Origin of the sequence: Streptomyces sp. FXJ1.172 (genome assembly GCF_001636945.3) — a bacterium.
In the GTDB taxonomy this organism is placed as follows: domain Bacteria; phylum Actinomycetota; class Actinomycetes; order Streptomycetales; family Streptomycetaceae; genus Streptomyces.
In genome coordinates, this window is the sequence record NZ_CP119133.2 from 6,878,263 (window position 1) to 6,899,466 (window position 21,204).

Sequence of the window (21,204 nt, forward strand, 5' to 3'; positions counted from 1 at the left end):
GTGCGGATCGTCGTCACCAACTGCAACACCACGCAGGAGATGACCGAGGAGATCGTCCAAGGCGCCCGGGCCGCCGCGGGCCCGGGCACCGCCGTGGCCGGCCTGACCCCCGCCTGGGGTCCTGTGTCCGCCGAGGGCTGGCTCGACAGCTACCTCTCGGCGGCCGCCGTCCTGGACGCGCTGCGCACCTACGACGGGCCGCCGTACGACGCCGTCGTGCTCGCCGGATTCGGCGAGCACGGCCGGGAAGGCGTACGGGAGTTGGTCGACGTCCCGGTCGTGGACATCACCGAGGCCGCCGCGCACCTCGCCTGCCTGCTCGGCCGCCGCTACGGCGTCGTCACCACCCTCGACCGCTCCCGTGGCCAGATCGAGGACAGCCTGGAGACCGCCGGCGTGGCGCGCAACTGCGCCGCCGTCGTCGGCACCGGCCTCGGTGTCCTCGACCTCGCCGACGACCCCGGGCGCACGGAGGCCGCGTTCCTGACGGCGGCCGAGCGGGCCCGGGACGCCGGCGCGGAGGTCCTCGTCCTGGGCTGCGCCGGGATGACGGGCCTGCAGCGCACGGTGGGCGAGAAGCTCGGGCTGCCGGTGGTGGACGGTGTGGCGGCGGCGGTCCGGCTCGCCGAGTCCCTGGTGGCCCTGGGCCTGACGACCAGCCGGGCAGGCAGCTACGACAAGCCGCTGCCGAAGGACAGGAGGTGGGGGCGGCAGCCGCGGTGACCCGGCAGCAAGGACGACCGGGTGTCAGTCCCGGGGCCGCCAGACGTAGCGCACATCCGGCTCCCGCTCCTCGTTGCCGCTCCCGTCGGTGAACTCGACGGCCGTGAAGCCGTGCCGCTCGTAGAACCGGTGGGCGGGCTTGTTGACCTGGAAGGTCCACAGGGCCAGCCCGCCCGGGCTGCGCTCCTTGGCCAGCGCTACGAACCGGTCGCCTATGCCCCGTCCCCGCCAGGCGGGATCCAGGTACAGCTGGGACAGCTCCTCCTCGTGCAGGACCATCACCCCGACGATCCCGCCGTCGGCCGCCTGAGCCACCCAGGTCTCCCGCGACGGCACCACGACGTCCCGGAAGTAGTCCCGGACGTCGTCGTCGGAGTGCGGCCGGACGACGCCGGGCAGCGCGGCGGCGAAGGAGCGCAGCCAGACGTCGGCGGCGGACCGGGCGTCCGCCCCCACGGCCCGCCGGAGCACGACCCCGGTCCCGTCCGGCCCGCCCGCCTGCGGCACCACTGCCGTGGCCGTGATCTCCACCAGCTGCCCGGGGTACCCGAGGCAGGAGACCCCGAGCAGCGTGGACGAGTGCGGTCCCGCGCTCAGCCCGGAGGCCTCCACGACGTCCCACACCGCCGACAGGTCGGCCGTCTCGCTGCTGACGACGTACACATCCGTCACGATCACATGCGCCAAGTCGCTTCCGACGGCGTGCAGTTGCTCGCGCAGATTGTCGATCACCCGCTCGGCCTGCCGCACGGGATCGCCCGGGCCGACGATCCTCCCGTCCGCGTCCAGCGGCACGGACCCGGCGAGAAAGGCAAGCCTGGTGCCCGCCTCCACCACCGAGGCGTGCGCATAGGTGGGCGGTGGGAAGAGACCGGGGGTGTTCACTCGGCGGATCACGGCGGCTCCTGGAGGGGCGGGAATCGGCAACTTCCGATCATCTGCGGCCAGTACGCCCCCGCGCATCCGGATTTCCGTCGTCCCCGCGTATCCGGACCCATGTCGTCCCCGTGCATCCGGACCCTTTGCCGTCCCCGTGCATCCGGACCCCTGCCGTCCCGCACGCATGTGCCCATGCGCCGCGCCGGCTTGCCGAGTCGCCGCACCCGCCGATCGGGCGAGGGCCCGTTTATCGTGTCGCCCCGCGTCCCGTCCGCGCCCTACGCTGCCTGCGCCCCGCCCCGCCCCGCCCCGCCCCGCCCCGCCCGCGCCCGCGCGCACGCCCGTGCTCCGCCCTCCCTCGCCCCGTCACCGTCCCCGTCCTCGCCCGCGCCGACCGGAAGTGCCGCTTCATGCCCAGCCTGCCCGACCCCGAGTTCCTCGCCGCCACCGCCGGCCGTCTCGCCGCCCTGCCCACCGTCCAGGCCGTCGCCCTCGGCGGTTCCCGGGCTCAGGGCACTCATCGCCCCGACAGCGACTGGGACTTGGCGATCTACTACCGCGGCCCCTTCGACCCCGACGACCTGCGAGCCGTCGGCTGGGAGGGCGAGGTGTCCGAGGTCGGCGGCTGGGGCGGCGGGGTGTTCAACGGCGGAGCCTGGCTGACCGTCGACGGGCACCGGGTCGATGTGCACTACCGCGACCTCGACGTGGTCGAACACGAGCTGGCGGAGGCGGAGGAGGGGCGGTTCCGGGTGGAGCCGCTGCTCTTCCACCTCGCCGGGATTCCCACGTACCTGATCGTCGCCGAACTCGCCGTCAACCACGTGCTCAGGGGCACCCTCCCGCGCCCGGCGGGCTACCCGGCCAAGTTGCGCGTGACCGCCGCCGAGCGGTGGCACGGCACCGCCGCCGTCACGCTCGCCTACGCCAAGGCCAACCACGCCCCGCACGGCCGCCTCACCGAGACCGCCGGGGCCATTGCCACGGCCGCCGCCCAGGCCGCGCACGGGGTGCTCGCGGCGCGCGGGGAGTGGGTGACCAACGAGAAGCGGCTGCTGGAGCGGGCCGGGCTGCGCGGGATCGACGCGGTGGTGAGTGCGCTGCGGGCCGAGCCCGAAGCGCTGATCCGTGCCGTCACCGAAGCCGAGCGGATCGTCGGGACATCGCGTTCGCATTGCGTTCATAAAGAAACCGGCCGCTCCGGGCACCTTTCATCTCCCTGAAACGTGATCGCCCCGATTGTCCGGCCGCCCCGCCCTACCGTGGAGGCGCGGTCCGCCGGCCACCGTCGTCCGAAGGCCCACCCCGCCGTCGTACGAACAGGAGTCCCGTGTCCCGGCCCGCTGTACCTCTCTGGCTCGCCCACGCCCTGCGCGCCCAGCGCGGTCCCGTTCCCTGGAGCGCGGTGACCCGGGGTGCGCTCGCCGCCGGGCCGCTGCTGCTCGCCGGTGTGCTGGCGGACCGGCTGCCCACGGGTGTCCTCGCCGCCATCGCCGCGATGCTCGCCGGCATCAACGACCGGCCCGGCAGCCGCCGTGCCAGCGTCAGGCGGCTCGGGGTGCCCGCGCTGGCCGGGGCGTTCGGGCTGCTCACGGGCACGTACGCCGGGCAGGCGATGGCCGCCGTACCGCTGACCGTGACGCTCACCCTGCTCGGGCTGGTCGCCGGTGGCATCAGCGCGGTCGGACCGGTCGCCTCCGCCGCCGGAACGCAGCTCCTCGTCGGTGCCGCGCTCGGTGCCGGGATGCCCGCGGCCGAGAGCGGCTGGCAGCGGGCGCTCGCCTTCCTCGCCGGGGCCGGCTGGCTGATCCTGCTGCGGCTCGCGCTGCCCACGCCCGGTTCGCTCGCCGGGGACTTCCGGTTCGACGGGGAGCGGCAGGCGGTCGCCGAGGTGTACGACGCCGTCGCCGGCCTCCTCGATGCCGTGGGCGGTGAGCAGGCGGCGGGGCGGCGCGCCGCGCTCACCGCCGCCCTCGACCACGCGCAGGACGCCCTGGCCGGACCCCGGCTGCGCTGGTACGCCGGCTCCGCCGCCGAGCGTCGGCTGCACGCCCAGTACGCGGCCGCGCTGCCCCTGGCCGAGGCCGCCACCGCCCTGTACTGGGCAGGGGAGCCCGTCTCCGTGCGGGCGGCGGAAGCGCCCCGGCGGCTCGCCGCCGCCGTCCGCGGCAACACCGGCACCGGCCCGCTGCCCGCCCCCAGCCGGTCCGTTCCCGCGCTGCGTGCCCTGGACGACGCCCTGCTGCGAGCCGCCGAGGCCTTCGACCGGGCCGACAGCGGTGACCACCGGCTGCCGGCCCGGCGGCGGAGCACGAAGGACGCGGCCCGGGCCGCGGTCGGCACCGGCGGACGCGAGTACGGGCTGCGCGTGGCCCTCTGCTTCGGGGCCAGCGCCGCCATCGCCCAGGCGCTGCACCACACCCGCTGGTACGGCCACCACCAGCACTGGTACTGGCTGCCCGCCACGGCCGTCTTCCTCGTCAAACCCGACCTCGGCCCGCTCGCCTCCCGCGTGCTGTGCCGGGCCGCCGGTACCGTGCTCGGCGCCCTGGTGTTCGCCGGACTCGCCGCGCTGCTGCCGCGCCCGGCGGGGCTGATCGCGCTGGTCGCGGTCTGCGGGGCGCTCGTCCCCGTCGCCACCCGGCACTTCGCCGCGCTGACCGCCGTCGTCACCGTGCTCGTCCTCGCCCTGATCATGGTCGGCGGCGAACCGCAGGCCTCGCTCAGCCGGATCGGCGAGACGCTGCTCGCGTGCGCGCTCGTGCTGGTCGTCGGGCATCTGCCGATGCCGGGGGAGCGCGGCGGCGGGGTACGGGCCCGGCTCGAGGCGGCCGGGAGCGCCGCGCAGGCCTACCTCGCGCATGTCCTCGGCGAGTTCGGCGAGTCCGGTCAGTGTGGCGAGCGCGGCAGGTCCGGCGAGTTCGGCGAGCGCGCGGAGCGCTGGGTGCTGCGCCGGGAGGCCTACCGCACCCTCGCCGAGGCCCGCACCGCCATCGCCCTCGCCGCCGCCGAACTGCCCGCTCTGGCCCGGCACACCGCGGGCACGGACGCGGTCGCGGACGTCCTGGAGCGACTTGTCGACGCGACCACCGCGTGCGCCGTCCACCTCGACGACACCGGTCGCCCGGCACCCCGGCACATGGACCAACTCGCCGAGCTGCTGGCCGAGTTGGAGAAGGGCCGGGAGCGGGCGGCGATACGGCTGCCCGCCCTGCCCCTTGCCGGGTGAGCCGGTCGGGCCGGTCGGGTTGGTCCAGCTGGTCGGGCTGGTCCAGCCGATCGGTGCGGCCGCCGGCGTTCCCGCGGACTGTGACCCACCTGCGGGTCAGCCGGGATCAACCCACCGCGGCGTTTCTGCGTCCGTGAGAAAGGTCCATGTTCCCCGCTCGGAGGAGAGGTTCATGCCCCGACTCACCCGACTCACCCGTCTCAGATGCGCGACCGGCGTCGTCACGGCCGTCGTGGCCGCCGGTGTCCTCATGGCGTCACCCGCGTCCGCCGGTGAACCAACCGTGTCCCAGCCGCACATCATCGCCCACTTCGACCTGGCGACAGGACAGTCGCCGGAGAACATCACGGTCGAGCCCGACGGCTCCGCCGACCTGACCTTCGCCTCCGCACGGCAGGTCGCCCACGTCGCCCCCGACGGGCACTACACGATCCGCGCGACCCTGCCCGACGAACCGAACGCGAACACCCCCAACCTGAAGGCCGCGACCGTCTTCGGCATCGTCCGCGCCCACGACGGCACGCTCTACGTCAACTACGCCACCGGCACGGAGAAGACCGGCATCTGGCGCATCGCCCCCGACGGAGGCGCGCCCCAGCAGATCGCGGAACTGCCGGCCACCGCACTGCCCAACGGTCTCGCCCTCGACGAGCGCCACGGAGTGCTCTACGCCGCCGACTCGGTGCAGGGGATCGTGTGGCGGGTCCCGCAGGCAGGAGGCACGCCGACCGTGTGGGCGCGGGACACCGCCCTCGACCCGGTCCCCGTCACGGGCGCCGGCTTCGGCGCCAACGGCGTCAAGATCCACGGCGGCGCCGTATGGGTGTCGAACAGCGACCGGGGGACCCTGCTGCGCATTCCCGTACGGCCGAACGGCTCCGCGGGGCCTGTCGAGACCCGGGCCACCGGGCTCGACCACGTCGACGACTTCACGTTCGCCGCACCGGACGGCGACACCGTCCTCGCGGCTCTGATCGGCGACGACGAGGTCGTCGAGGTGCACCCCGACGGCACCCGCACCGCGGTGCTCACGCGGGAGGACGGGCTGTCCAACCCGACCTCCCTGGCCGTGCAGGACGGGACGGTCTACGTCGACAGCGCCGCGTACTTCACCAAGAAGGACCCGAATCTGCTGCTGGCCCGCCTGAACTGCGAACCCGGGCACTGACAGGGCGGGCGGCGGGGCGCGTCCAGGCACTCGCCCCGCCCCGCCGCCCCTCCCCGCCCGACGGTCGTTCCGAAGAGGCGCCGAAAAATCTTCGCGCGCGGCGATGAGTTCCGCTCCCGCCGACGGTCACCACCCCGAACCGACCGGCGGACAGGAGGACCCATGGCGCTTCCGGAGATCGTCTCGCGTGAGCAGTGGCGCGCGGCGCGCGAGGAGTTGCTGCGCAAGGAAGAGGCGGTCAGGCGGGCGCGCGAGGAACTGGGCGCGCGGCGGCGGCAGCTTCCCATGGTCGAGGTCGACACGGAGTACGTCTTCGAGGGCGGTGACGGCAAGGCCACCCTCCTCGACCTGTTCGAGGAGCGCGCCCAGCTCGTCGTCCACCACTTCATGTTCGCGCCGGAGTGGGAGACCGGCTGTCCGTGCTGCGCGGCTTTCCTGGACCAGCTCGGTCACCTCGCCCATCTGAGTGCCCGCAACACCTCGTTCGCGTCCGTCTCCCGGGCCCCGTTCACGAGGATCCTGCCGTTCAAGGCGCGCATGGGCTGGGCGGTGCCCTGGTACTCCTCGTCCCACGGCGACTTCAACCGCGACTTCGAAGCCACCGTGGAGTCGGACAAGGGCCTGGTCGAGCGCCCGGGCATCAGCTGCTTCCTGCGCGACCACGACCGGGTCTTCCACACCTACTCGGCCTACGACGACGGGCTGGACGGGGCCTGTACCCTCGCGGGCCTGCTCGACCTCACCGCGCTGGGCCGCCAGCCGGACGACAGCGAAGGGCTCCGTCTTCACGACGAGTACGACAATTGACACAGAGTGTGCGGATGATGTCACAAGGTAAACGGATCCTTACGATCCACGCCGAACGGGTGTAGGTAATGTCTCAGTCCTGTCACTGAGCGAGGCGTTTCCCTTCTCCAGGGCGTTAACTCCTAAAAGAGCGAAGCTTTCTGGAGGTGCGAGATGGTGAACGGGCGAACGGTGCTCGAGCGCTTTCCCGCCGGTGGCCCGCGGGGCTCCTGGCCCGCGGAGGAGTTCGCACGCGCGCGGCGTCTGGAAGGCCTGCCCGCCGAGGTCGTCATGGACCTCGCGACGGACACGTTCCTGGTGATCGTGCGCGGCGGCGACGCCACGGAGTGAGCGGCTCCGGGCCCGCACGGAGCGAGCGGGCCCGGAGCCGCACGCGGTGAACTGCTCCAGGGCTGCGACGCGGGTGCGGTGCGGTGCGATGCGGCCCGGGGTCCGGGGCCCGACCGGTGGTGCTGCGGCCCGGATTACGCCGAGACCGCCCGTGACCAGTCCGGGGCCGTTCCGGTCGCCCGGCACAGGGCCAGGTACAGCGGGATCGGCGGAGTGTACGGGGCCGTGCCCTCGGGGCGGTGGATGAGCCGCGCGGTGCCGGCGACCAGCGCGCCAGGGGCGTACTGGGCGGGGGACGGCCAGGGAAGGGCGTAGTCGGAGTCCGACGGAACGATCCACCACCAACGCGTGCCGTCGGTGTACACGCAGCCCAGCCGGGGGAGCCGGGGGACGACGAGCGGGCCGAGGCGGTCCGGTACGGCCACGGCGTCACGGCCGAGCGGAGCCGTCATGCCCTCCGGCAGCGGCAGCCTGCGCGGCGCCTGAGGGGCGGGCCGGCGGCGCTGCAGGCGCACGAGGGTGTCGAGACCGATCGGGCGGTCGGGGCTGTGGGCAGGGACGGGGGTGGCGGCGAGGGTGCGGGCAGGGACGGGAGCCTGGGGAGCGCCGGCCGGGCCGGGTACGTCAGGACCGGTGCCGTAGTGGCGGCTGGCGCCATTGCCGCCTGCGCTCGCACCGGTGATGTCGTATCGGCTGGTCACGGGCGCTCTCCGGCACGGCGCTGCTCGGGGGCCCGGTGCAGCGGCTGGTGCCAGGGGCGGTCCGGGAGCCGGGGCCGATGGGGCTCCGGTCCGGTGGGGCGGTACGGCTCGGGTATTGCGTGGCGCAGCTGCTCGGACGCCAGGTGCGCGGGCTGCTCCGGCGTGGCGTACCGGTGCTGCCGCTCGGGCACCTGAGGCGGTGCCTGCCCCGGGACTTCGCGACGCACCTGCTTCGGAGCCCTGCGACCGTCGTCGTCCCGCACCGGAGCCCCGTGGGCGCAGGCCTGCTCCGTGCCCTCGTGGCTGGCCTCGGCCGACTCGTCCTCGTCGGAGGGGTCCGAGCGGCCCGGCTTGGGGCGGGCGCCCCACCCGAGGTCACCGCGCGGCTCGGCGGTGTCATGGGCCGGGTCGCTCTGCCGGTCCAGGTCGGCCCACACCAGCAGGCCGGGACCGTGCTCCTGTGTACCCCAGGCCCGGCACAGCGCGTCGACGAGAAACAATCCCCTCCCGTGCTCCTCGTCCGGTCGCTGCGGGGACGGGTGAGGCTCGCCGGGGGCACAGCCCTCGTCGCGGACGGCTATGCGCACGATGTCGTCGTGGTCGAGCAGCTCGCACACGACGTGGCTGCTCGCGGTGTGCACGATCGCGTTCGTGACCAGCTCGGATATGACCAGAGTCGCGCTGTCGCAGGTGTCCGCGCACACCGACCAGGCGGTCAGCCGGGCATGCGCCAGGCGTCTTGCCTGGGCGACGGAACCCGGATGTGCGGCCAGCTCGAAGCGGAACCGGCGCTCGGCAGCGCCCCACCGAGGAGCTGCTCCCTGCGCGGCACCGAGACCGGAACGGTCTGCGGCGGCGGCTGTTCCTAAGGGCGCGGACGGAATCACGCTTGCCACTATCTCCCCGCCGTGAACACTTGGCAAGTGTCACTCTGAAAATTGCAGAGTGCTGTGTGACTCGGTCAAAGGCCGTGGCACACTGCTCGCAACAGCACGTCGAGCGGCGCCAATTGGGGGCATCGGAGATCCGCCCCGGTCTTCGAATGAGTCTTCGAATGGCGCCGCAGGGCTGTCGGCAAGCAGTGCGGCAGAGGTTGTCCGGTAGGGGTTTTCGGTGGAGGTGGCAGCGTGAGCGAGCCGCGGTCCGCGCCGACGGTGGGCCAGGTGGTCCTCGGCCGGCGCCTGCTGGACCTGCGGGAACGCGCCGGGCTGAAGCGCGAGGAGGCCGCCCACGTCCTGCGCGTCGCCCCCGCCACCATCCGCCGTATGGAGATGGCCGAGGTCGCCCTCAAGGTCCCGTATCTGCAACTTCTGCTGAAGGCCTACGGCGTTCCCGACGACGAGGCCGACATGTTCGTCCAGCTCGCCGAGGAGGCCAACAGGCCCGGCTGGTGGCAACGGTTCCACGACATCCTGCCGGGCTGGTTCTCGATGTACGTGAGCCTGGAGGGCGCGGCCGCCCTGATCCGCTCGTACGAGCCGCACTTCGTCCCCGGCCTGCTCCAGACCGAGGACTACGCGCGCGGTGTGCTCAAGTCCGGCGCCGTCGGCCAGACCAGTCCGGACGACATCGAACGGCACGTCGCGCTGCGCATGCAACGTCAGGAACTGCTCACCCGTACCGACTCCCCCCGCTTCTGGGCGGTGATGGACGAGACCGCCCTGCGCCGCCAGGTCGGCGGACCGGAGGTGATGCGCGCGCAGATCGACAAGTTGCTGGAGGCCACGAAGCTGCCCCATGTGACGCTCCAGGTGGCCCCGTTCGCCAATGGGCCGCATCCGGGGACGTACGGGCCCTTCGTGCTGTTCCGATTTGCCATGTCAGAACTGCCGGACATGGTCTACAGCGAGTACCTGACCGGCGCCGTCTACCTGGACGCGCGCAATGAGGTGGCGACCCACCTCGAGGTCATGGACCGCATGGCGGCGCAGGCCGCTACGGCACAACGCACGAAGGAGATCCTCCAGGATCTCCGCAAGGAGCTGTGAATGGATCGCATCAAGCCGCGCGGACACGTCTACAACGGCATGCCCGCGCGGGAGCTGGGCAGCGAGGGGTGGCACAAGCCCTGGAGCGGCGGCAACGGCGGTAACTGCCTGGAGGCGATGAAGCTGGCCGACGGCCGTATCGCCGTGCGCCAGTCCACCGACCCGGACGGGCCGGCGCTGATCTACACCATGGACGAGATGACCGCGTTCATCGAGGGCGCCAAGGCGGGGGAGGCCGACTTCCTGCTGTCCTGAGTCCGCGCCTGCGCCTGCATCTGCGTTTGCGCCTGCGTCTGCTCATGTTTCTGCTTCTTGGCTGTCGCCCAACTCCCTGGTACTGGTGCCGGTCTTCGTCACCGCCGCCGGGCCCCATGCCGAGCCTCGCCCTCACCCCGGCGGCAGTACCCCGCACAGGGCCTCCAGTGCCGCGCCGTAGGCGTGCTCGGCAGGAGCCGCGTATCCGACCACCAGTCCGTCGCCCGATCCGCCACCCAGTCCGTCACCCAGCCCGGCGCCCGACGTCGTTCCGGCCTCCGGATGCCGGAACGCGGCCAGTCCGTCGAGGGCGATGCCCTGCCACGCGGCGGCCTTCACCGTGGACCGCTCGGTGCCCGGCGGCAGCCGCAGCACCGCGTGCAGCCCGGCCGCGAGACCCGTCACCGCGACGTGCGGCGCGTGCGCGGCGAGCGCGGCGACGAGCCGGTCACGCCGGTGCCGGTAGCGCTGCCGCATGCGCCGCACATGACGGTCGTACGACCCGGAGACGATGAACTCCGCGAGCGCCAGCTGGTCCAGGACGCTCGCCCAGCCCTCCCGTTCGCCCTTCGCCTCGAGCACGGGCCCGACATACCGCTGCGGCAGGAGCATCCAGCCCAGCCGCAGCGCCGGTGACAGGCTCTTGCTGACCGAACCGATGTAAATCACCCGCTCCGGATCGAGGCCCTGAAGCGCGCCCACGGGCCTGCGGTCGTACCGGAACTCGCCGTCATAGTCGTCCTCCAGCACCACCGCCCCGCGCGCGCGTGCCCAGTCGATCACGGCCGCCCGGCGCTCCGGGTGCAGCGGGCCGCCGGTCGGGAACTGGTGCGCGGGCGTGAGCAGTACGGCCCGCTCCCGCCCGAGCACGTCCACGCGCGCCCCGTCCCCGTCCAGCGGCAGTGGCACCGTGCGCACCCCGGCCGTCGCGAGCAGTCCTCGGTGGAAGCCCAGCCCGTACGCCTCCACGCCGAGCGGACCGCGCAGCACCCCGCCCGCGCCCTGGCCGAACAACAGCCGCAGCGCGTGCGCGAAGCCCGAGCAGACGATGATCCGGTCGGGCCCTGTCCGCACGCCACGCGCGCGTGCCAGATAGGCCGTCAGCGCCTCCCGCAGCTCCCGGCGCCCGGCCGGGTCTCCCGGCCCGAACGCCTCGCTCGGCGCCGCCTGCAGTGCCCGCCGGTAAGCCGCAGCCCAGGCGGCCCGCGGGAACGCCGAGGCGTCCGGCGTGCCCTGCCGCAGATCGTGCCGCGGCCCACGCGCGCGTGCGGGCGCCTTCAGCGGCGTCCGTACGGCATCCCGCAGTGGCGCCGTCCTTTCGGCCACCCGGGTGCCCGAGCCCTGGCGGGCGGTCAGCCAGCCCTCCGCGACCAGCTCCGCGTACGCGTCGGCCACCGTGTTGCGGGCCACGCCCAGATCGGCGGCGAGCGAACGGTACGGCGGCAGGCGTGTGCCGGGGGCCAGCCGTCCGCTGCGCGCGGCCTCCCGCAGCGCCCGGATCAGCGCGGCCCGCCGCCCGCCCGGACCCGACAGCTCCAGATGCAGGTCGGCCCCGATCCGCTCGGCGGAATTGACCCATGATTCCGTCATGGAAATGCACCCTACAACCGGTCTTTCCGGCCCGTAGGTTGAAGCCATGACGACGAACACGATCACCGCGGAAGCCGACGTCAACACCGCGATCAGCGACGCCGAGGCAGCCCGCACCCGACTCGATTTCGCCAAGTCCGCGCCGAAGGTCTTCCGCGCCATCGTCGGCTTCGACGCCGCCGCCCGCGAGGGCCTCGACCCCGCGCTGGTGGAGCTGATCCAGATCCGCGCCTCGCACCTCAACCACTGCGCCTACTGCCTCCACATGCACACCAACGACGCCCGCAAGGCCGGCGAGAGCGAGGACCGGCTCCACATGGTCGCCCTCTGGCGCGAGGCCCGGCACTTCTTCACCCCGAAGGAACAGGCCGCGCTCGCGCTGACGGAGGCAGTGACCCTGGTGGCCGACGGAGGCGTCCCCGACACCGTCTACGCCGAGGCCACCGCGCACTTCGACGATGAGGAACTGGCCCATGTCCTCGCCCTGATCCTCACGATCAACACCTGGAACCGGGTCGCCCTGTCGACAGGGAAGGTCGCGGGCACGGACGAACGCAACGGCTGACCGATCGCCCTCATGGCGTTGGCCGTCAGCCGTCAGCCGTCAGCCGTCGGACGTCCAAGGTCGACGGATGGCCGAAGGCGTCGGACGTTCAAGAGCTGACGGACGTCCAAGGCCGTCGGACGTTCAAGTGCTGACGGACGTTCAAGACTGACGGACGGCCACGCCACCCGTCGGCCGGTGGTTACACCCTCATCGGCCGATCCCTCGGAGAGACAGGCGCGGGCAGTTGTGAACTCCCCGTCAGATAGCGGTCGACGGCCGACGCCACCGCCCGTCCCTCCGCGATCGCCCAGACGATGAGTGACTGTCCGCGTGCCGCGTCCCCGGCCGCGAACACCCCGGGGACGTTGGTCGCGAAACCGTCGTCCCGGGCGATCGTGCCGCGCGACTCGAGCGCCAGCCCCAACTGCCCGATCAACCCGTCCTCCTGGTCCGGCCCGGAGAACCCGAGGGCGAGCAGCACCAGGTCGGCCGGGAGTGTCCGCCCGGTGCCCGCCACCGGCTGCCGCCGTTCGTCCACCTCCACCAGGTGCAGCGACCGCACATGCCCGCTGTCGTCCCCGGCGAAGTGGAGCGTGGACGCCGCGAACAGCCGCGCGTCTGCGTCCGCCGCCGGTGCCGTACGCAGGTCCCGCGCCTCCTCGTGTGCGGCCGACAACCGGTAGATCTTCGGGTACGTCGGCCACGGCTCGGTGTCCTCGTCCCGCTCGCCGCCCGGCTGTGCGTAGATGTCCAGCTGGGTCACGGACGCCGCCCCCTCGCGCACCGCCGTCCCCAGGCAGTCCGCGCCGGTGTCCCCACCGCCGATGATCACCACGTGCCGGCCGGCCGCCGACAGTGGCGAAACCTCCAGATCCCCCTCACACACCCGATTGGCCAGCGGCAGATACTCCATTGCCTGGTGTATCCCGTCCAACGCCCGGCCCGGCACCGGAAGTTCCCGCCACGCCGTCGCACCCGTGGCGACGACCACGGCGTCGTACCGTCCGCGTAGCTCCGCCGCCCCGACGTCCCGCCCGACCGTCGTCGACGTACGGAACTTCGTCCCCTCGGCCCGCATCTGCCCGATCCGCCGCTCCAGATGGTGCTTCTCCATCTTGAACTCGGGGATGCCGTACCGCATCAGCCCGCCGAGCCGGTCGTCCCTCTCGTACACGGCGACCGTGTGCCCGGCCCGGGTCAGCTGCTGGGCCGCCGCGAGCCCGGTGGGCCCGGAGCCGATGACGGCGACCGTCTTCCCCGACAGCCGCTCGGGGGGCCGTGCCGAGGTGAAACCTTCCTCCCAGGCCCGGTCGGCTATCGCGCACTCGACGTTCTTGATGGTCACGGCCGGCTGGTTGATCGCGAGCACGCACCCTGCCTCGCACGGCGCCGGGCACAACCGCCCGGTGAACTCGGGGAAGTTGTTCGTCGCGTGCAGCCGGTCGCTCGCTGCCCGCCAGTCCTCCCGCGAGACCAGGTCGTTCCACTCGGGAATCAGATTGCCCAGCGGGCAGGCCTCGTGGCAGAACGGCACGCCGCAGTCCATGCAGCGGTCGGCCTGTTTGCTGATGATGGGCAGCAGGGCTCCGGGGACATACACCTCGTCCCAGTCCCGCACCCGTTCCTCGACGGGCCGCCGCGGCCACTCCTGGCGCGGCGTGGTCATGAAACCCTTGGGATCGGCCATGATCGTCGCCACTCTTCCGGCACTCTTCCGGCCACGATACGTCCGTGGCGCCGACTGCGCAGAGTGGCGGACAGCGCTTTCTGGTGGGCTCCGGCAGGGGCGGGAGGGGCCAGAAGGATCAGAGGGGTCAGAGGGGTCAGAGGGGTCGGAGAGGCAGAGGGTCAGACGGTCACACGGTCAGAGGGGTCAGGTGAGGGCCAGGACGTAGACGACGGTGGCCGCTGCGGAGGAGACGGCGCGGACGTGGTTCCAGAACGTCCACTCGCGCACATACACCGGCCAGTACACCACCGCCTCCAACGTGCCCGGGCCCAGCCGGGCCAGCTTTTCGTTGCGAGGAACGTTCGTGACGACCGTCAGCCCGAACGAACCGACCAGATACAGCGCGCTGCCCAGCAGCAGCTCGGCCGCCCCGTCGTCCGGCCACACCACGAACGTCACCACCGCGATCATCGCGCTGAGCACAGCCGCGCCGGTGAACACCGTCATGAAGGCCGGCCGTAGCGCGGCGCCGTTGATCGCGTTCATCGCCGCGACACCCTGCGCGGGCGGCAGCGCGGCGAGCCCCCGCATCACGAAGACCGAGAAGGCACAGAAGACCCCGGCCATCAGCCCGGTGCCGAGCACTCCCGTCACGACCAGCACGAAGAACGGCCCGTCGATCATCTCCACGCCTCATCTCATCCCGCCCACCCGGGCCGGGCCCGGCGCCACCGCCAGTCCCAGTCCATGCCCAGGGCGGCGCGCCGACCATGACCGATTCACCTGACGCCCTGCGCCGGCGCCTGTTTCGCCCCCTGTCCCTTTACCTTCCCGTACGCTGTTCCCCCGCCCGGCTTCCGCTCAGCCGACATCCGCCCCGGCGCCCTGCCAGGCCCGCAGCACGCCCTCCACGGCCGGGGCGATCCGCCGCCGTGCCTCGTACCGCGGAACCCCGCTCATCAGCAGCTGGTCGTACGGCGTGTCGACATGCCGTACGGCCGCCACGACCGCCGAGGTCACCGCCCCCTCCGCCAGCCCCCGACCAGCCGCGCTGCGCCCCACGCGCCCGCTGCCCCGCACGGACGCGTGCGCCGCGATCGCCCGGGCCCGCTCGGCCGGGCAGCCGGGGAACAGCCGGACGACCTCGGCCGCGAACGCCGCCACGAACCGCTCGTCCTCCGCCGCCCTGCGCCGCGCGTCCCGCGCCCGCCGCCGACGCCGTGCCTCCGCGTCCGCCAGACAGCGCGCTTCGGCCCGGGCCAGCGCTGCCTCCTCCACGAGCACGCCCTGCCGCTCGTAGCGGCCCTTGCGCCGGTTGAAGCGCACGACCACCGCTGACAGTGTGCTCTCCTCCCGCGATCTGCGGGTCAGAGCCGTGTCACCGCGCGGCAGGAACACCAGGTGGCCGAGGTCGGCACAGTGCAGGCAGCGCGGTGCCCCCTCCTCCAGCACGAGCAGCGACAGCGGCCCGCGCCGACAAGCGGCACACCGCTTGCGCTTCGCACTCTGGACGACGACAAGCCGTCCGGGAACATGGGGAGTTGGCGCCACGGAAAGGGTCATACGCGGTACTTTCCCCACCACCGCCCGCTCCTCCCACGCCCCCTGCTCCTTCTCGGTGCCGCACCGGAGCCCGGATCCAGTCCACCTCCGCCACCGCGAGATCGGCGTACGGCAGAGGCCCGGCATGCCACCGCCGCGGCCGCCCTTGCGCCGGCCGGAGCGGACCCCGTCTCCGGCCGTAGCGGACCCCGTCTCCGGCCGTAGGGCACCCCATCTCCAGTCGTAGTGCACCTAGTCTGTGCTCCGGGCAACCCCTGTCTCTGACCTTGCTGCACCGGGTCTGGCCTGGGCACACCTTGTCCCTGGCTGCGGTGCACCTTGCCTGTGGCTCGGGCGGACCTTGTCTCTGGCCGCGGTGCACCTCGCCAATGGCCCGGGCGGGATCCCGTCTCCGGCCGCGGTGCACCTTGTCCGCGGCTCGGGCGCGACCCCCTGTCCCTGGCCGTAGCACACCTCGTGTGTCGCCGGAGCGGGCCTCGTCCCAGGCGCAGTCGGCCCTGCCCTCCCCGGCAGCCGCCGTCTTCGCACGCTCTCCCACCCGGCATCATGGGCCGTGTGCGACTCGAAGCGATCACCTGGGGCCGGCTCGCGGAACACTTGGCCGACCGGCTGGCCGGTCTGGAGCCGGCCGACGGGAGCGCCTGGCCGCGCGTTGGTTTCGACGGGGCCCCGGCCGCCCGTCCCAAAGACCTCGCCGAGCGGATCGCGGAGGCACTGCGCGTGCGCGGCCGGCCCTCTCTCGTGGTCGGCGCCGAGGGCTTCCTGCGTCCCGCCTCGCTGCGTCTCGAACACGGGCGGCGGGACGCGGAGTCGTACTACGGCGGATGGTTCGACACGGGCGCCCTGTGGCGGGAGGTCTTCGGCCCGCTCGACCCCGGAGGCAGCGGGCGCGTCCTGCCCGACCTGTGGGACCCGGCCACCGACCGCGCCACCCGCAGCCCCTACGTCCAACTCCCGCCCGGCGGAATCCTGTTGCTCCACGGCCCCCTCCTGCTGCGTCACTGGTTCCCCTTCGACCTGACCGTGCACCTCCAGCTGTCCCCGGCCGCTCTGCGCCGCCGTACCCCCGAGGCCGACCAGTGGACGCTCCCCGCCTTCGAGCGCTACGCGTCCGAGACCGACCCCGCCGGCACGGCGGACGTCCTCGTACGCACCGACGACCCACGCCATCCCGCCTGGAGCGGCTGACCGAACGCCCCGTCGACGGACGGGCCCGTTCTTGCAGGCGCCCGCCGAGACCTCCCCGCCCGGATCTCCCCGTCGAGACCTCTCTGCCGAGACCTCTCTGCTCAGGCCCGCTCGCTCAGACTTCTCCGCTCCGACTTCCCCGCCCAGCCCTCCCCGTTCAGAGCCACCCGTTGCGCCGGAAGCCCCGGTACAGCGCCAGGCACGCCACCGCCATGACGGTCATGACCAGCGGATATCCGAACCGCCAGTGCAGCTCCGGCATGTGGTCGAAGTTCATGCCGTACACCCCGCACACCATCGTCGGCACGGCGATCACCGCGGCCCAGGCCGTGATCTTCCGCATGTCCTCGTTCTGCGCGACGGTCACCTGCGCGAGGTGGGCCTGGAGGATGGAGTTGAGCAGCTCGTCGAAGGCGGAGATCTGCTCCTTGGCCCGGATCAGATGGTCGAGCACATCGCGGAAGTACGCCTGTATCTCCGGGGGGACGGCCCTGATGGGCCGGGTGGCCAGGTCCTCCACCGGGCGGCCCAGTGGCACCACCGCCCGCTTCAGCTCCAGCAGTTCACGCTTCATCTGGTAGATACGGCCGGGGTCGAGCCGTGCACCGTTCTCCGAGAACACGTCCGTCTCGACCTGGTCGATATCGGCCTGCACCGCGTCCGTGACGTTCAGATAGTCGTCCACGACGTGGTCGGCGATCGCGTGCAGCACCGCTGCCGGCCCCTTCGACAGCTGGTGCGGACGCGCCTCCAGTTCCTCGCGCAGCGGGCCCAGCGAGCCGTGCCGGCCGTGGCGCACCGTGATGACGAAGTCCTCACCGACGAACACCATGATCTCGCCGGTGTTCACCACCTCGCTGGTCGCCGTCAGCCGTTCGTGCTCCACGTAGCAGACGGTCTTGAACACCGCGAAGAGCGTGTTGCCGTAGTGCTCCAGCTTTGGGCGCTGGTGCGCCTCGACCGCGTCCTCCACCGCCAGCGGATGCAGGTCGAACAGCTCGGCGATGCCCGCGAACTCACGGTCCGTCGGCTCGTGCAGCCCCAGCCAGACGAATCCCTCTCCCGTCTTGCGCACCATCTTCACGGCGTCCACGAGGTCGGTGCAGGTCGGCACGCGCACACCGTCCTGATAGGTCACGCAGTTGACCACCGAGGATCCCAGCGGTGACCTGGCGGGATGACTCAGGTCAACACGCGGCCGCCGCCGGGCCAACTGCGCCACCTTGCGCAGGCCGCCGACCTTGCCCAGTCCGGTGACCTTCCGCAGATTCCCTGCCATGGACATCTGGGTCTCCTCGCATGGATCTCCTCGCGTGACGCTTCCGCGCCTTGCCCGGCAAGTCTGCCAGCCGAGGGCGAAACGCGGGCAAGCCTGTGGGAACGGGAAGTTCCGTTTGGTTCCCGCCTGTGGATAGAGCCCCTGACGCCCGGTCCTCTCCCGGCCCCCGGCCTCGCCAGGGTCCGGAGCGTCGGCCGATCCGGACCGATCGGGTGGCTGAGATGATCCCCACATGACGCGATCCGACGGGTACCTCCTGGCCAACCGGCAGAACGAGGCGGGCCGGCGCTTCGACGCCTTCGCCACCCTCTTCGATCCCGTGACCTTCCGGCACCTCGAGGGGCTTGGCATCGGGCCCGGCTGGCGCTGCTGGGAAGTCGGGGCGGGCGGCACCTCGGTGGTGTCCTGGCTCGCCGAGAAAGTCGGTCCCACCGGCGAGGTCGTCGCGACCGACATCGACACCTCGCTGCTCGGCACCACGCCCCATCCGCGGGTGGAGGTCCGCATCCACGACGTGGGTACCGAGGAACCGCCGGGCGAGGGATTCGACCTGGTCCACGCCCGGCTCGTCCTCGTCCATGTCCCGGACCGGGAACAGGCGTTGCGGTCCATGATCCGGGCGCTGCGGCCCGGCGGAGGGCTGCTCGTCGAGGACGCCGATCCCGCGCTCCAGCCGCTGATCTGTCCCGACGAGCACGGTCCCGAGCAACGGCTCGCCAACCGGCTGCGCCACGGCTTTCGCAAGCTGCTCGCCGAACGAGGCGCCGATCTGTCGTACGGCCGCAAGCTTCCGCGCCTGCTCCGTGAGGCCGGGCTGCACGAGGTGGAGGCGGACGCCTACTTCCCGATGACATCACCCGCCTGCACCGTGCTGGAGGCCGCGACGGTCCGCCAGATCCGCGCCCGCCTCGTCGCCGCCGGACTCGCCACCGACGAGGAGATCGACCAGCACCTGGCCAACGTCGAGGCCGGTTCGATGGACCTCGCCACCGCACCGATGATCTCGGCGTGGGGGAAGAAGGCCTGAGCGCCCACGATCAGGCACGCGGAACGGACGCGGAGGGCGCACCCGGTCCGCGCGGGCGGGTGCCACGCGAGGCATCCGCCGGGCGGGTGGGGCGCCCGGCACTCGAGCGCTGTCGCCGCGCGGCCGCTCACGGTGCCCGGCGCCTGACGGCGCCTGGCCGGGTGGTTGCGCTGCCTGGCTGCCGACGGCGATCGGCCTCGGCGTGTACTAGTGCTAGTGCCCCGGCAGGCAAGATCGCCCCGTCGCGACGCCCGACACATTCCCCAGAGGGCCCCACTCGCCGCACCGCCCGAAAGCCCAAGTGCGTCCAGTACGAGCGCATCCGGCCGGGGGACCCCCAAAGCACGCACCGGACGCCGCTCATTGAAAGGCAAACGCTGCTTGCCGGGGCACTAGCCGTCGCTCCCCGGACGCGGCGGTCTGGCGCCCACCCGTCGTACCGCCTGCGCGCCCGCCCGGCAGCCCTGGGCCGCCGCTTCCTCCGGATCCGCACCCCTGAGCAGCGCGGCGAGAAACGCACCGGTGAACGCGTCACCGGCGCCCGTGGTGTCCCGGGGGGCGGCAGGCGCCGCCGGGATCCGGGTCGGCGCCGCGCCGGAACGCGCCACCAGCGCCCCGTCCGCGCCCGCCTTGGCCACCACCAGCGGCACGAGACGGCTCAACTTGGCCGCCGCGTCCGCCGGATCCGGCAGCCCGGTCAGCAGACATGCCTCGTCGCGGCTGGGCAGCAGCACGTCCAGCCCCTCGGCGAACGCGAGGAAGCGGTCCACCCCGAACCGCACCAGGAAGCCCGCCGAAGCCGGATCCAGACTGACCGGAACACCACGCGCGCGTGCCGCCACGAGTGCCGTGCGCGCCAGCGCCCGGCTCGGCTCCGTGAACAGCAGATAGCCCGACAGATGCAGTCGGGCGACCCCATCGAGCAAGGCGTCCGACCAGTCGGCGGGCTCGAGCCGCAGGGACGCCCCGCTGTCCGTGAGGAACGTGCGCTCGGCCGCCGCCCCCGTGTCGACGAGACAGACCACCGTCCCGGTCGCCGCCTCCGGATCGACCACCAGCCGGGGTCGCACCCCGGCCGCGACCAGCTCCCGCTCGTGCCACGCTGCCGTGTCCGAGCCCACCCGCCCGAGCAGCCGTACGTCCGCACAGCCCGCGTGGGCTGCCCAGCAGGCCACGTTCGCTCCCGCGCCGCCGGGCAGCGTCCGGATCGCGGCGGCCGTGTCGGTACCGGCCGCGAGCGGCCCCCGGTGCCGGGCGACCACATCCGTGACCACGTCCCCCACGACCAGCAGGCCCCCGTCCAGGCCCCCGGTCACCCCCTGGTCCACGCCGTGGCGATCCGGGCCGCCAGCCGTACGTTGCCACGCACGGCCGCCAGATTGGCGCTCAGGGAGGCGCCGTCCGTGTGCCGGACCAGGTAGCCCAGCAGGAACGGCGTCACCGCCTGCCCGGTGACGCCCTGCTCCGCGCAGGCGCGCAGCGCGTCGGCGAGCACGCGTGCGTGCAGCTCGGGATCGAGCTGTTCCGCCTGCGGGACGGGGTTGGCGACGATCAGCGTCGACTCCGGGCCGCCGAGCCGGTCCTGCGCCCTCATGACCTGGGCAACCTGTTCCGGACTGTGCAGCGTCCAGTCGACGGGATGCCCCGAGTCGGACAGATAGAAGCCGGGGAACCGGTCCGTGCCGTACCCGGCTACGGCCACGCCCAGTGTCTCCAGCCGCTGCAGCGTCGCCGGCACGTCCAGGATCGACTTCACGCCCGCGCAGACCACCGTGATCCGGGTGCGCGCCAGCAGGCCCAGGTCGGCCGACTCGTCCTGCGTCACCGTCCACTCCCGGTGCACACCGCCCAGCCCGCCCGTGGCGAACACCCGGATGCCCGCGAGCGCGGCCAGCTGTGCCGTCGCCGACACCGTGGTCGCCCCGCTCACCCCCGCGGCCACGGCGAGCGGCAGATCGCGGTGGCCCAGCTTGCGGATGCCGTCCTCGTTCGCGATCCGCTCCAGCTGTTCCTTGTCCAGCCCGGCCCGGGGGCGGCCGTCCAGGACGGCGATGGTCGCCGGGACCGCGCCCTCCCGCCGCACCGCGTCCTCCAGCTCCAGCGCCACCTGCAGATTGCGCGGGCGGGGCAGGCCGTGCGCGATGATCGTGGACTCCAGCGCCACCACCGGCCGCCGTGCGTCGATCGCTTCCCGGACCTCTTCCGACACCACGAGCACCACGCGCACCGCCTCCTGTCCGTCGGCCGTTCCCGTCTCTGGA

Annotated in this window: 20 protein-coding genes and 2 pseudogenes; 11 read left to right on the forward strand and 11 right to left on the reverse strand. The window is 72.8% G+C overall.

Annotated elements, in window-relative coordinates:
- Positions 1-723 (forward strand): aspartate/glutamate racemase family protein, encoded by a 723-nt coding sequence (locus A6P39_RS30860; protein ID WP_067042877.1) that lies wholly within the window; start codon positions 1-3, stop codon positions 721-723.
- A gap of 24 nt (positions 724-747) precedes the next feature.
- On the opposite strand, the gene A6P39_RS30865 is transcribed toward A6P39_RS30860, so the two are convergent.
- Entirely contained in the window at positions 748-1,230 is a 483-nt protein-coding gene (locus A6P39_RS30865) for a GNAT family N-acetyltransferase (protein WP_067043006.1), read from the reverse strand.
- A gap of 9 nt (positions 1,231-1,239) precedes the next feature.
- Positions 1,240-1,788, reverse strand: a pseudogene (locus A6P39_RS30870) (RidA family protein); the annotation flags it as partial.
- Between the two features lie 224 nt (positions 1,789-2,012).
- Between A6P39_RS30870 and A6P39_RS30875 the strand changes: the two are divergent.
- From A6P39_RS30875 to A6P39_RS30895, 5 genes are all read left to right on the forward strand, one after another.
- Positions 2,013-2,825: a nucleotidyltransferase domain-containing protein gene (locus A6P39_RS30875; RefSeq protein WP_067042880.1), complete on the forward strand. Its 813-nt coding sequence runs from the start codon at positions 2,013-2,015 to the stop codon at positions 2,823-2,825.
- Between the two features lie 107 nt (positions 2,826-2,932).
- The gene (locus A6P39_RS30880; protein WP_107304288.1) at positions 2,933-4,831 is read left to right on the forward strand and encodes an FUSC family protein; all 1,899 of its coding nucleotides are present in this window, start codon (positions 2,933-2,935) and stop codon (positions 4,829-4,831) included.
- Positions 4,832-5,003: 172 nt separating this feature from the next.
- Entirely contained in the window at positions 5,004-5,999 is a 996-nt protein-coding gene (locus A6P39_RS30885; RefSeq protein WP_067042886.1) for an SMP-30/gluconolactonase/LRE family protein, read from the forward strand.
- 162 nt (positions 6,000-6,161) lie between these two features.
- Positions 6,162-6,806 carry a DUF899 domain-containing protein gene (locus tag A6P39_RS30890; protein WP_067042889.1) on the forward strand — a complete coding sequence of 215 codons (645 nt, stop codon included), beginning with the start codon at positions 6,162-6,164 and terminating at the stop codon, positions 6,804-6,806.
- A gap of 153 nt (positions 6,807-6,959) precedes the next feature.
- Positions 6,960-7,136: a hypothetical protein gene (locus tag A6P39_RS30895; RefSeq protein WP_199840745.1), complete on the forward strand. Its 177-nt coding sequence runs from the start codon at positions 6,960-6,962 to the stop codon at positions 7,134-7,136.
- A 134-nt stretch (positions 7,137-7,270) separates the two neighbouring features.
- Here the strand turns inward: A6P39_RS30895 and A6P39_RS30900 are convergent, their stop codons facing one another.
- Both A6P39_RS30900 and A6P39_RS30905 read right to left on the reverse strand, forming a co-directional pair.
- The gene (locus A6P39_RS30900) at positions 7,271-7,669 is read right to left on the reverse strand and encodes a hypothetical protein (protein WP_067043009.1); all 399 of its coding nucleotides are present in this window, start codon (positions 7,667-7,669) and stop codon (positions 7,271-7,273) included.
- A 464-nt stretch (positions 7,670-8,133) separates the two neighbouring features.
- Positions 8,134-8,733 (reverse strand): annotated as a pseudogene (locus A6P39_RS30905) (ATP-binding protein); the annotation flags it as partial.
- A gap of 231 nt (positions 8,734-8,964) precedes the next feature.
- Here A6P39_RS30905 and A6P39_RS30910 point away from each other — a divergent pair.
- Together A6P39_RS30910 and A6P39_RS30915 are read left to right on the forward strand one after the other, a co-directional pair.
- Complete coding sequence (locus tag A6P39_RS30910) at positions 8,965-9,825, forward strand: helix-turn-helix domain-containing protein (RefSeq protein ID WP_067042892.1); 861 nt, start codon at positions 8,965-8,967, stop codon at positions 9,823-9,825.
- On the forward strand, positions 9,826-10,080 hold the full coding sequence (locus tag A6P39_RS30915) for a DUF397 domain-containing protein (protein ID WP_067042896.1): 255 nt from the start codon (positions 9,826-9,828) through the stop codon (positions 10,078-10,080).
- A 132-nt stretch (positions 10,081-10,212) separates the two neighbouring features.
- On the opposite strand, the gene pdxR is transcribed toward A6P39_RS30915, so the two are convergent.
- Positions 10,213-11,670: a MocR-like pyridoxine biosynthesis transcription factor PdxR gene (pdxR, locus tag A6P39_RS30920; RefSeq protein WP_067042899.1), complete on the reverse strand. Its 1,458-nt coding sequence runs from the start codon at positions 11,668-11,670 to the stop codon at positions 10,213-10,215.
- Between the two features lie 46 nt (positions 11,671-11,716).
- Here pdxR and A6P39_RS30925 point away from each other — a divergent pair, with 46 nt between their 5' ends.
- Positions 11,717-12,235 (forward strand): carboxymuconolactone decarboxylase family protein, encoded by a 519-nt coding sequence (locus tag A6P39_RS30925; protein ID WP_067042902.1) that lies wholly within the window; start codon positions 11,717-11,719, stop codon positions 12,233-12,235.
- Positions 12,236-12,416: 181 nt separating this feature from the next.
- Here the strand turns inward: A6P39_RS30925 and A6P39_RS30930 are convergent, their stop codons facing one another.
- The 3 genes from A6P39_RS30930 to A6P39_RS30940 form a co-directional block, all read right to left on the reverse strand.
- On the reverse strand, positions 12,417-13,904 hold the full coding sequence (locus A6P39_RS30930) for a glutamate synthase subunit beta (RefSeq protein WP_067043013.1): 1,488 nt from the start codon (positions 13,902-13,904) through the stop codon (positions 12,417-12,419).
- Positions 13,905-14,090: 186 nt separating this feature from the next.
- Positions 14,091-14,570, reverse strand: coding sequence for an anthrone oxygenase family protein (locus tag A6P39_RS30935; RefSeq protein WP_067043016.1), 480 nt, complete (start codon positions 14,568-14,570; stop codon positions 14,091-14,093).
- A gap of 177 nt (positions 14,571-14,747) precedes the next feature.
- A complete protein-coding gene (locus A6P39_RS30940) occupies positions 14,748-15,449 on the reverse strand; it encodes a DUF2293 domain-containing protein (RefSeq protein ID WP_079133249.1) in 702 nt (233 codons plus the stop codon).
- Positions 15,450-15,995: 546 nt separating this feature from the next.
- Here A6P39_RS30940 and A6P39_RS30945 point away from each other — a divergent pair.
- Positions 15,996-16,637, forward strand: a complete 642-nt coding sequence (locus A6P39_RS30945; RefSeq protein ID WP_199840746.1) for a uridine kinase — start codon at positions 15,996-15,998, stop codon at positions 16,635-16,637.
- A gap of 157 nt (positions 16,638-16,794) precedes the next feature.
- Here A6P39_RS30945 and corA read toward each other — a convergent pair whose 3' ends face one another.
- Positions 16,795-17,922, reverse strand: a complete 1,128-nt coding sequence (corA, locus tag A6P39_RS30950) for a magnesium/cobalt transporter CorA (RefSeq protein WP_067042905.1) — start codon at positions 17,920-17,922, stop codon at positions 16,795-16,797.
- Positions 17,923-18,148: 226 nt separating this feature from the next.
- Here corA and A6P39_RS30955 point away from each other — a divergent pair, with 226 nt between their 5' ends.
- Entirely contained in the window at positions 18,149-18,943 is a 795-nt protein-coding gene (locus A6P39_RS30955) for a methyltransferase (RefSeq protein ID WP_067042908.1), read from the forward strand.
- 392 nt (positions 18,944-19,335) lie between these two features.
- Here A6P39_RS30955 and A6P39_RS30960 read toward each other — a convergent pair whose 3' ends face one another.
- Together A6P39_RS30960 and A6P39_RS30965 are read right to left on the reverse strand one after the other, a co-directional pair.
- On the reverse strand, positions 19,336-20,271 hold the full coding sequence (locus tag A6P39_RS30960; protein WP_067042911.1) for a carbohydrate kinase family protein: 936 nt from the start codon (positions 20,269-20,271) through the stop codon (positions 19,336-19,338).
- Entirely contained in the window at positions 20,256-21,164 is a 909-nt protein-coding gene (locus A6P39_RS30965; protein ID WP_199840747.1) for a pseudouridine-5'-phosphate glycosidase, read from the reverse strand. The genes A6P39_RS30960 and A6P39_RS30965 overlap by 16 nt, the downstream gene beginning before the upstream one ends.
- Positions 21,165-21,204: the final 40 nt, after the last annotated feature.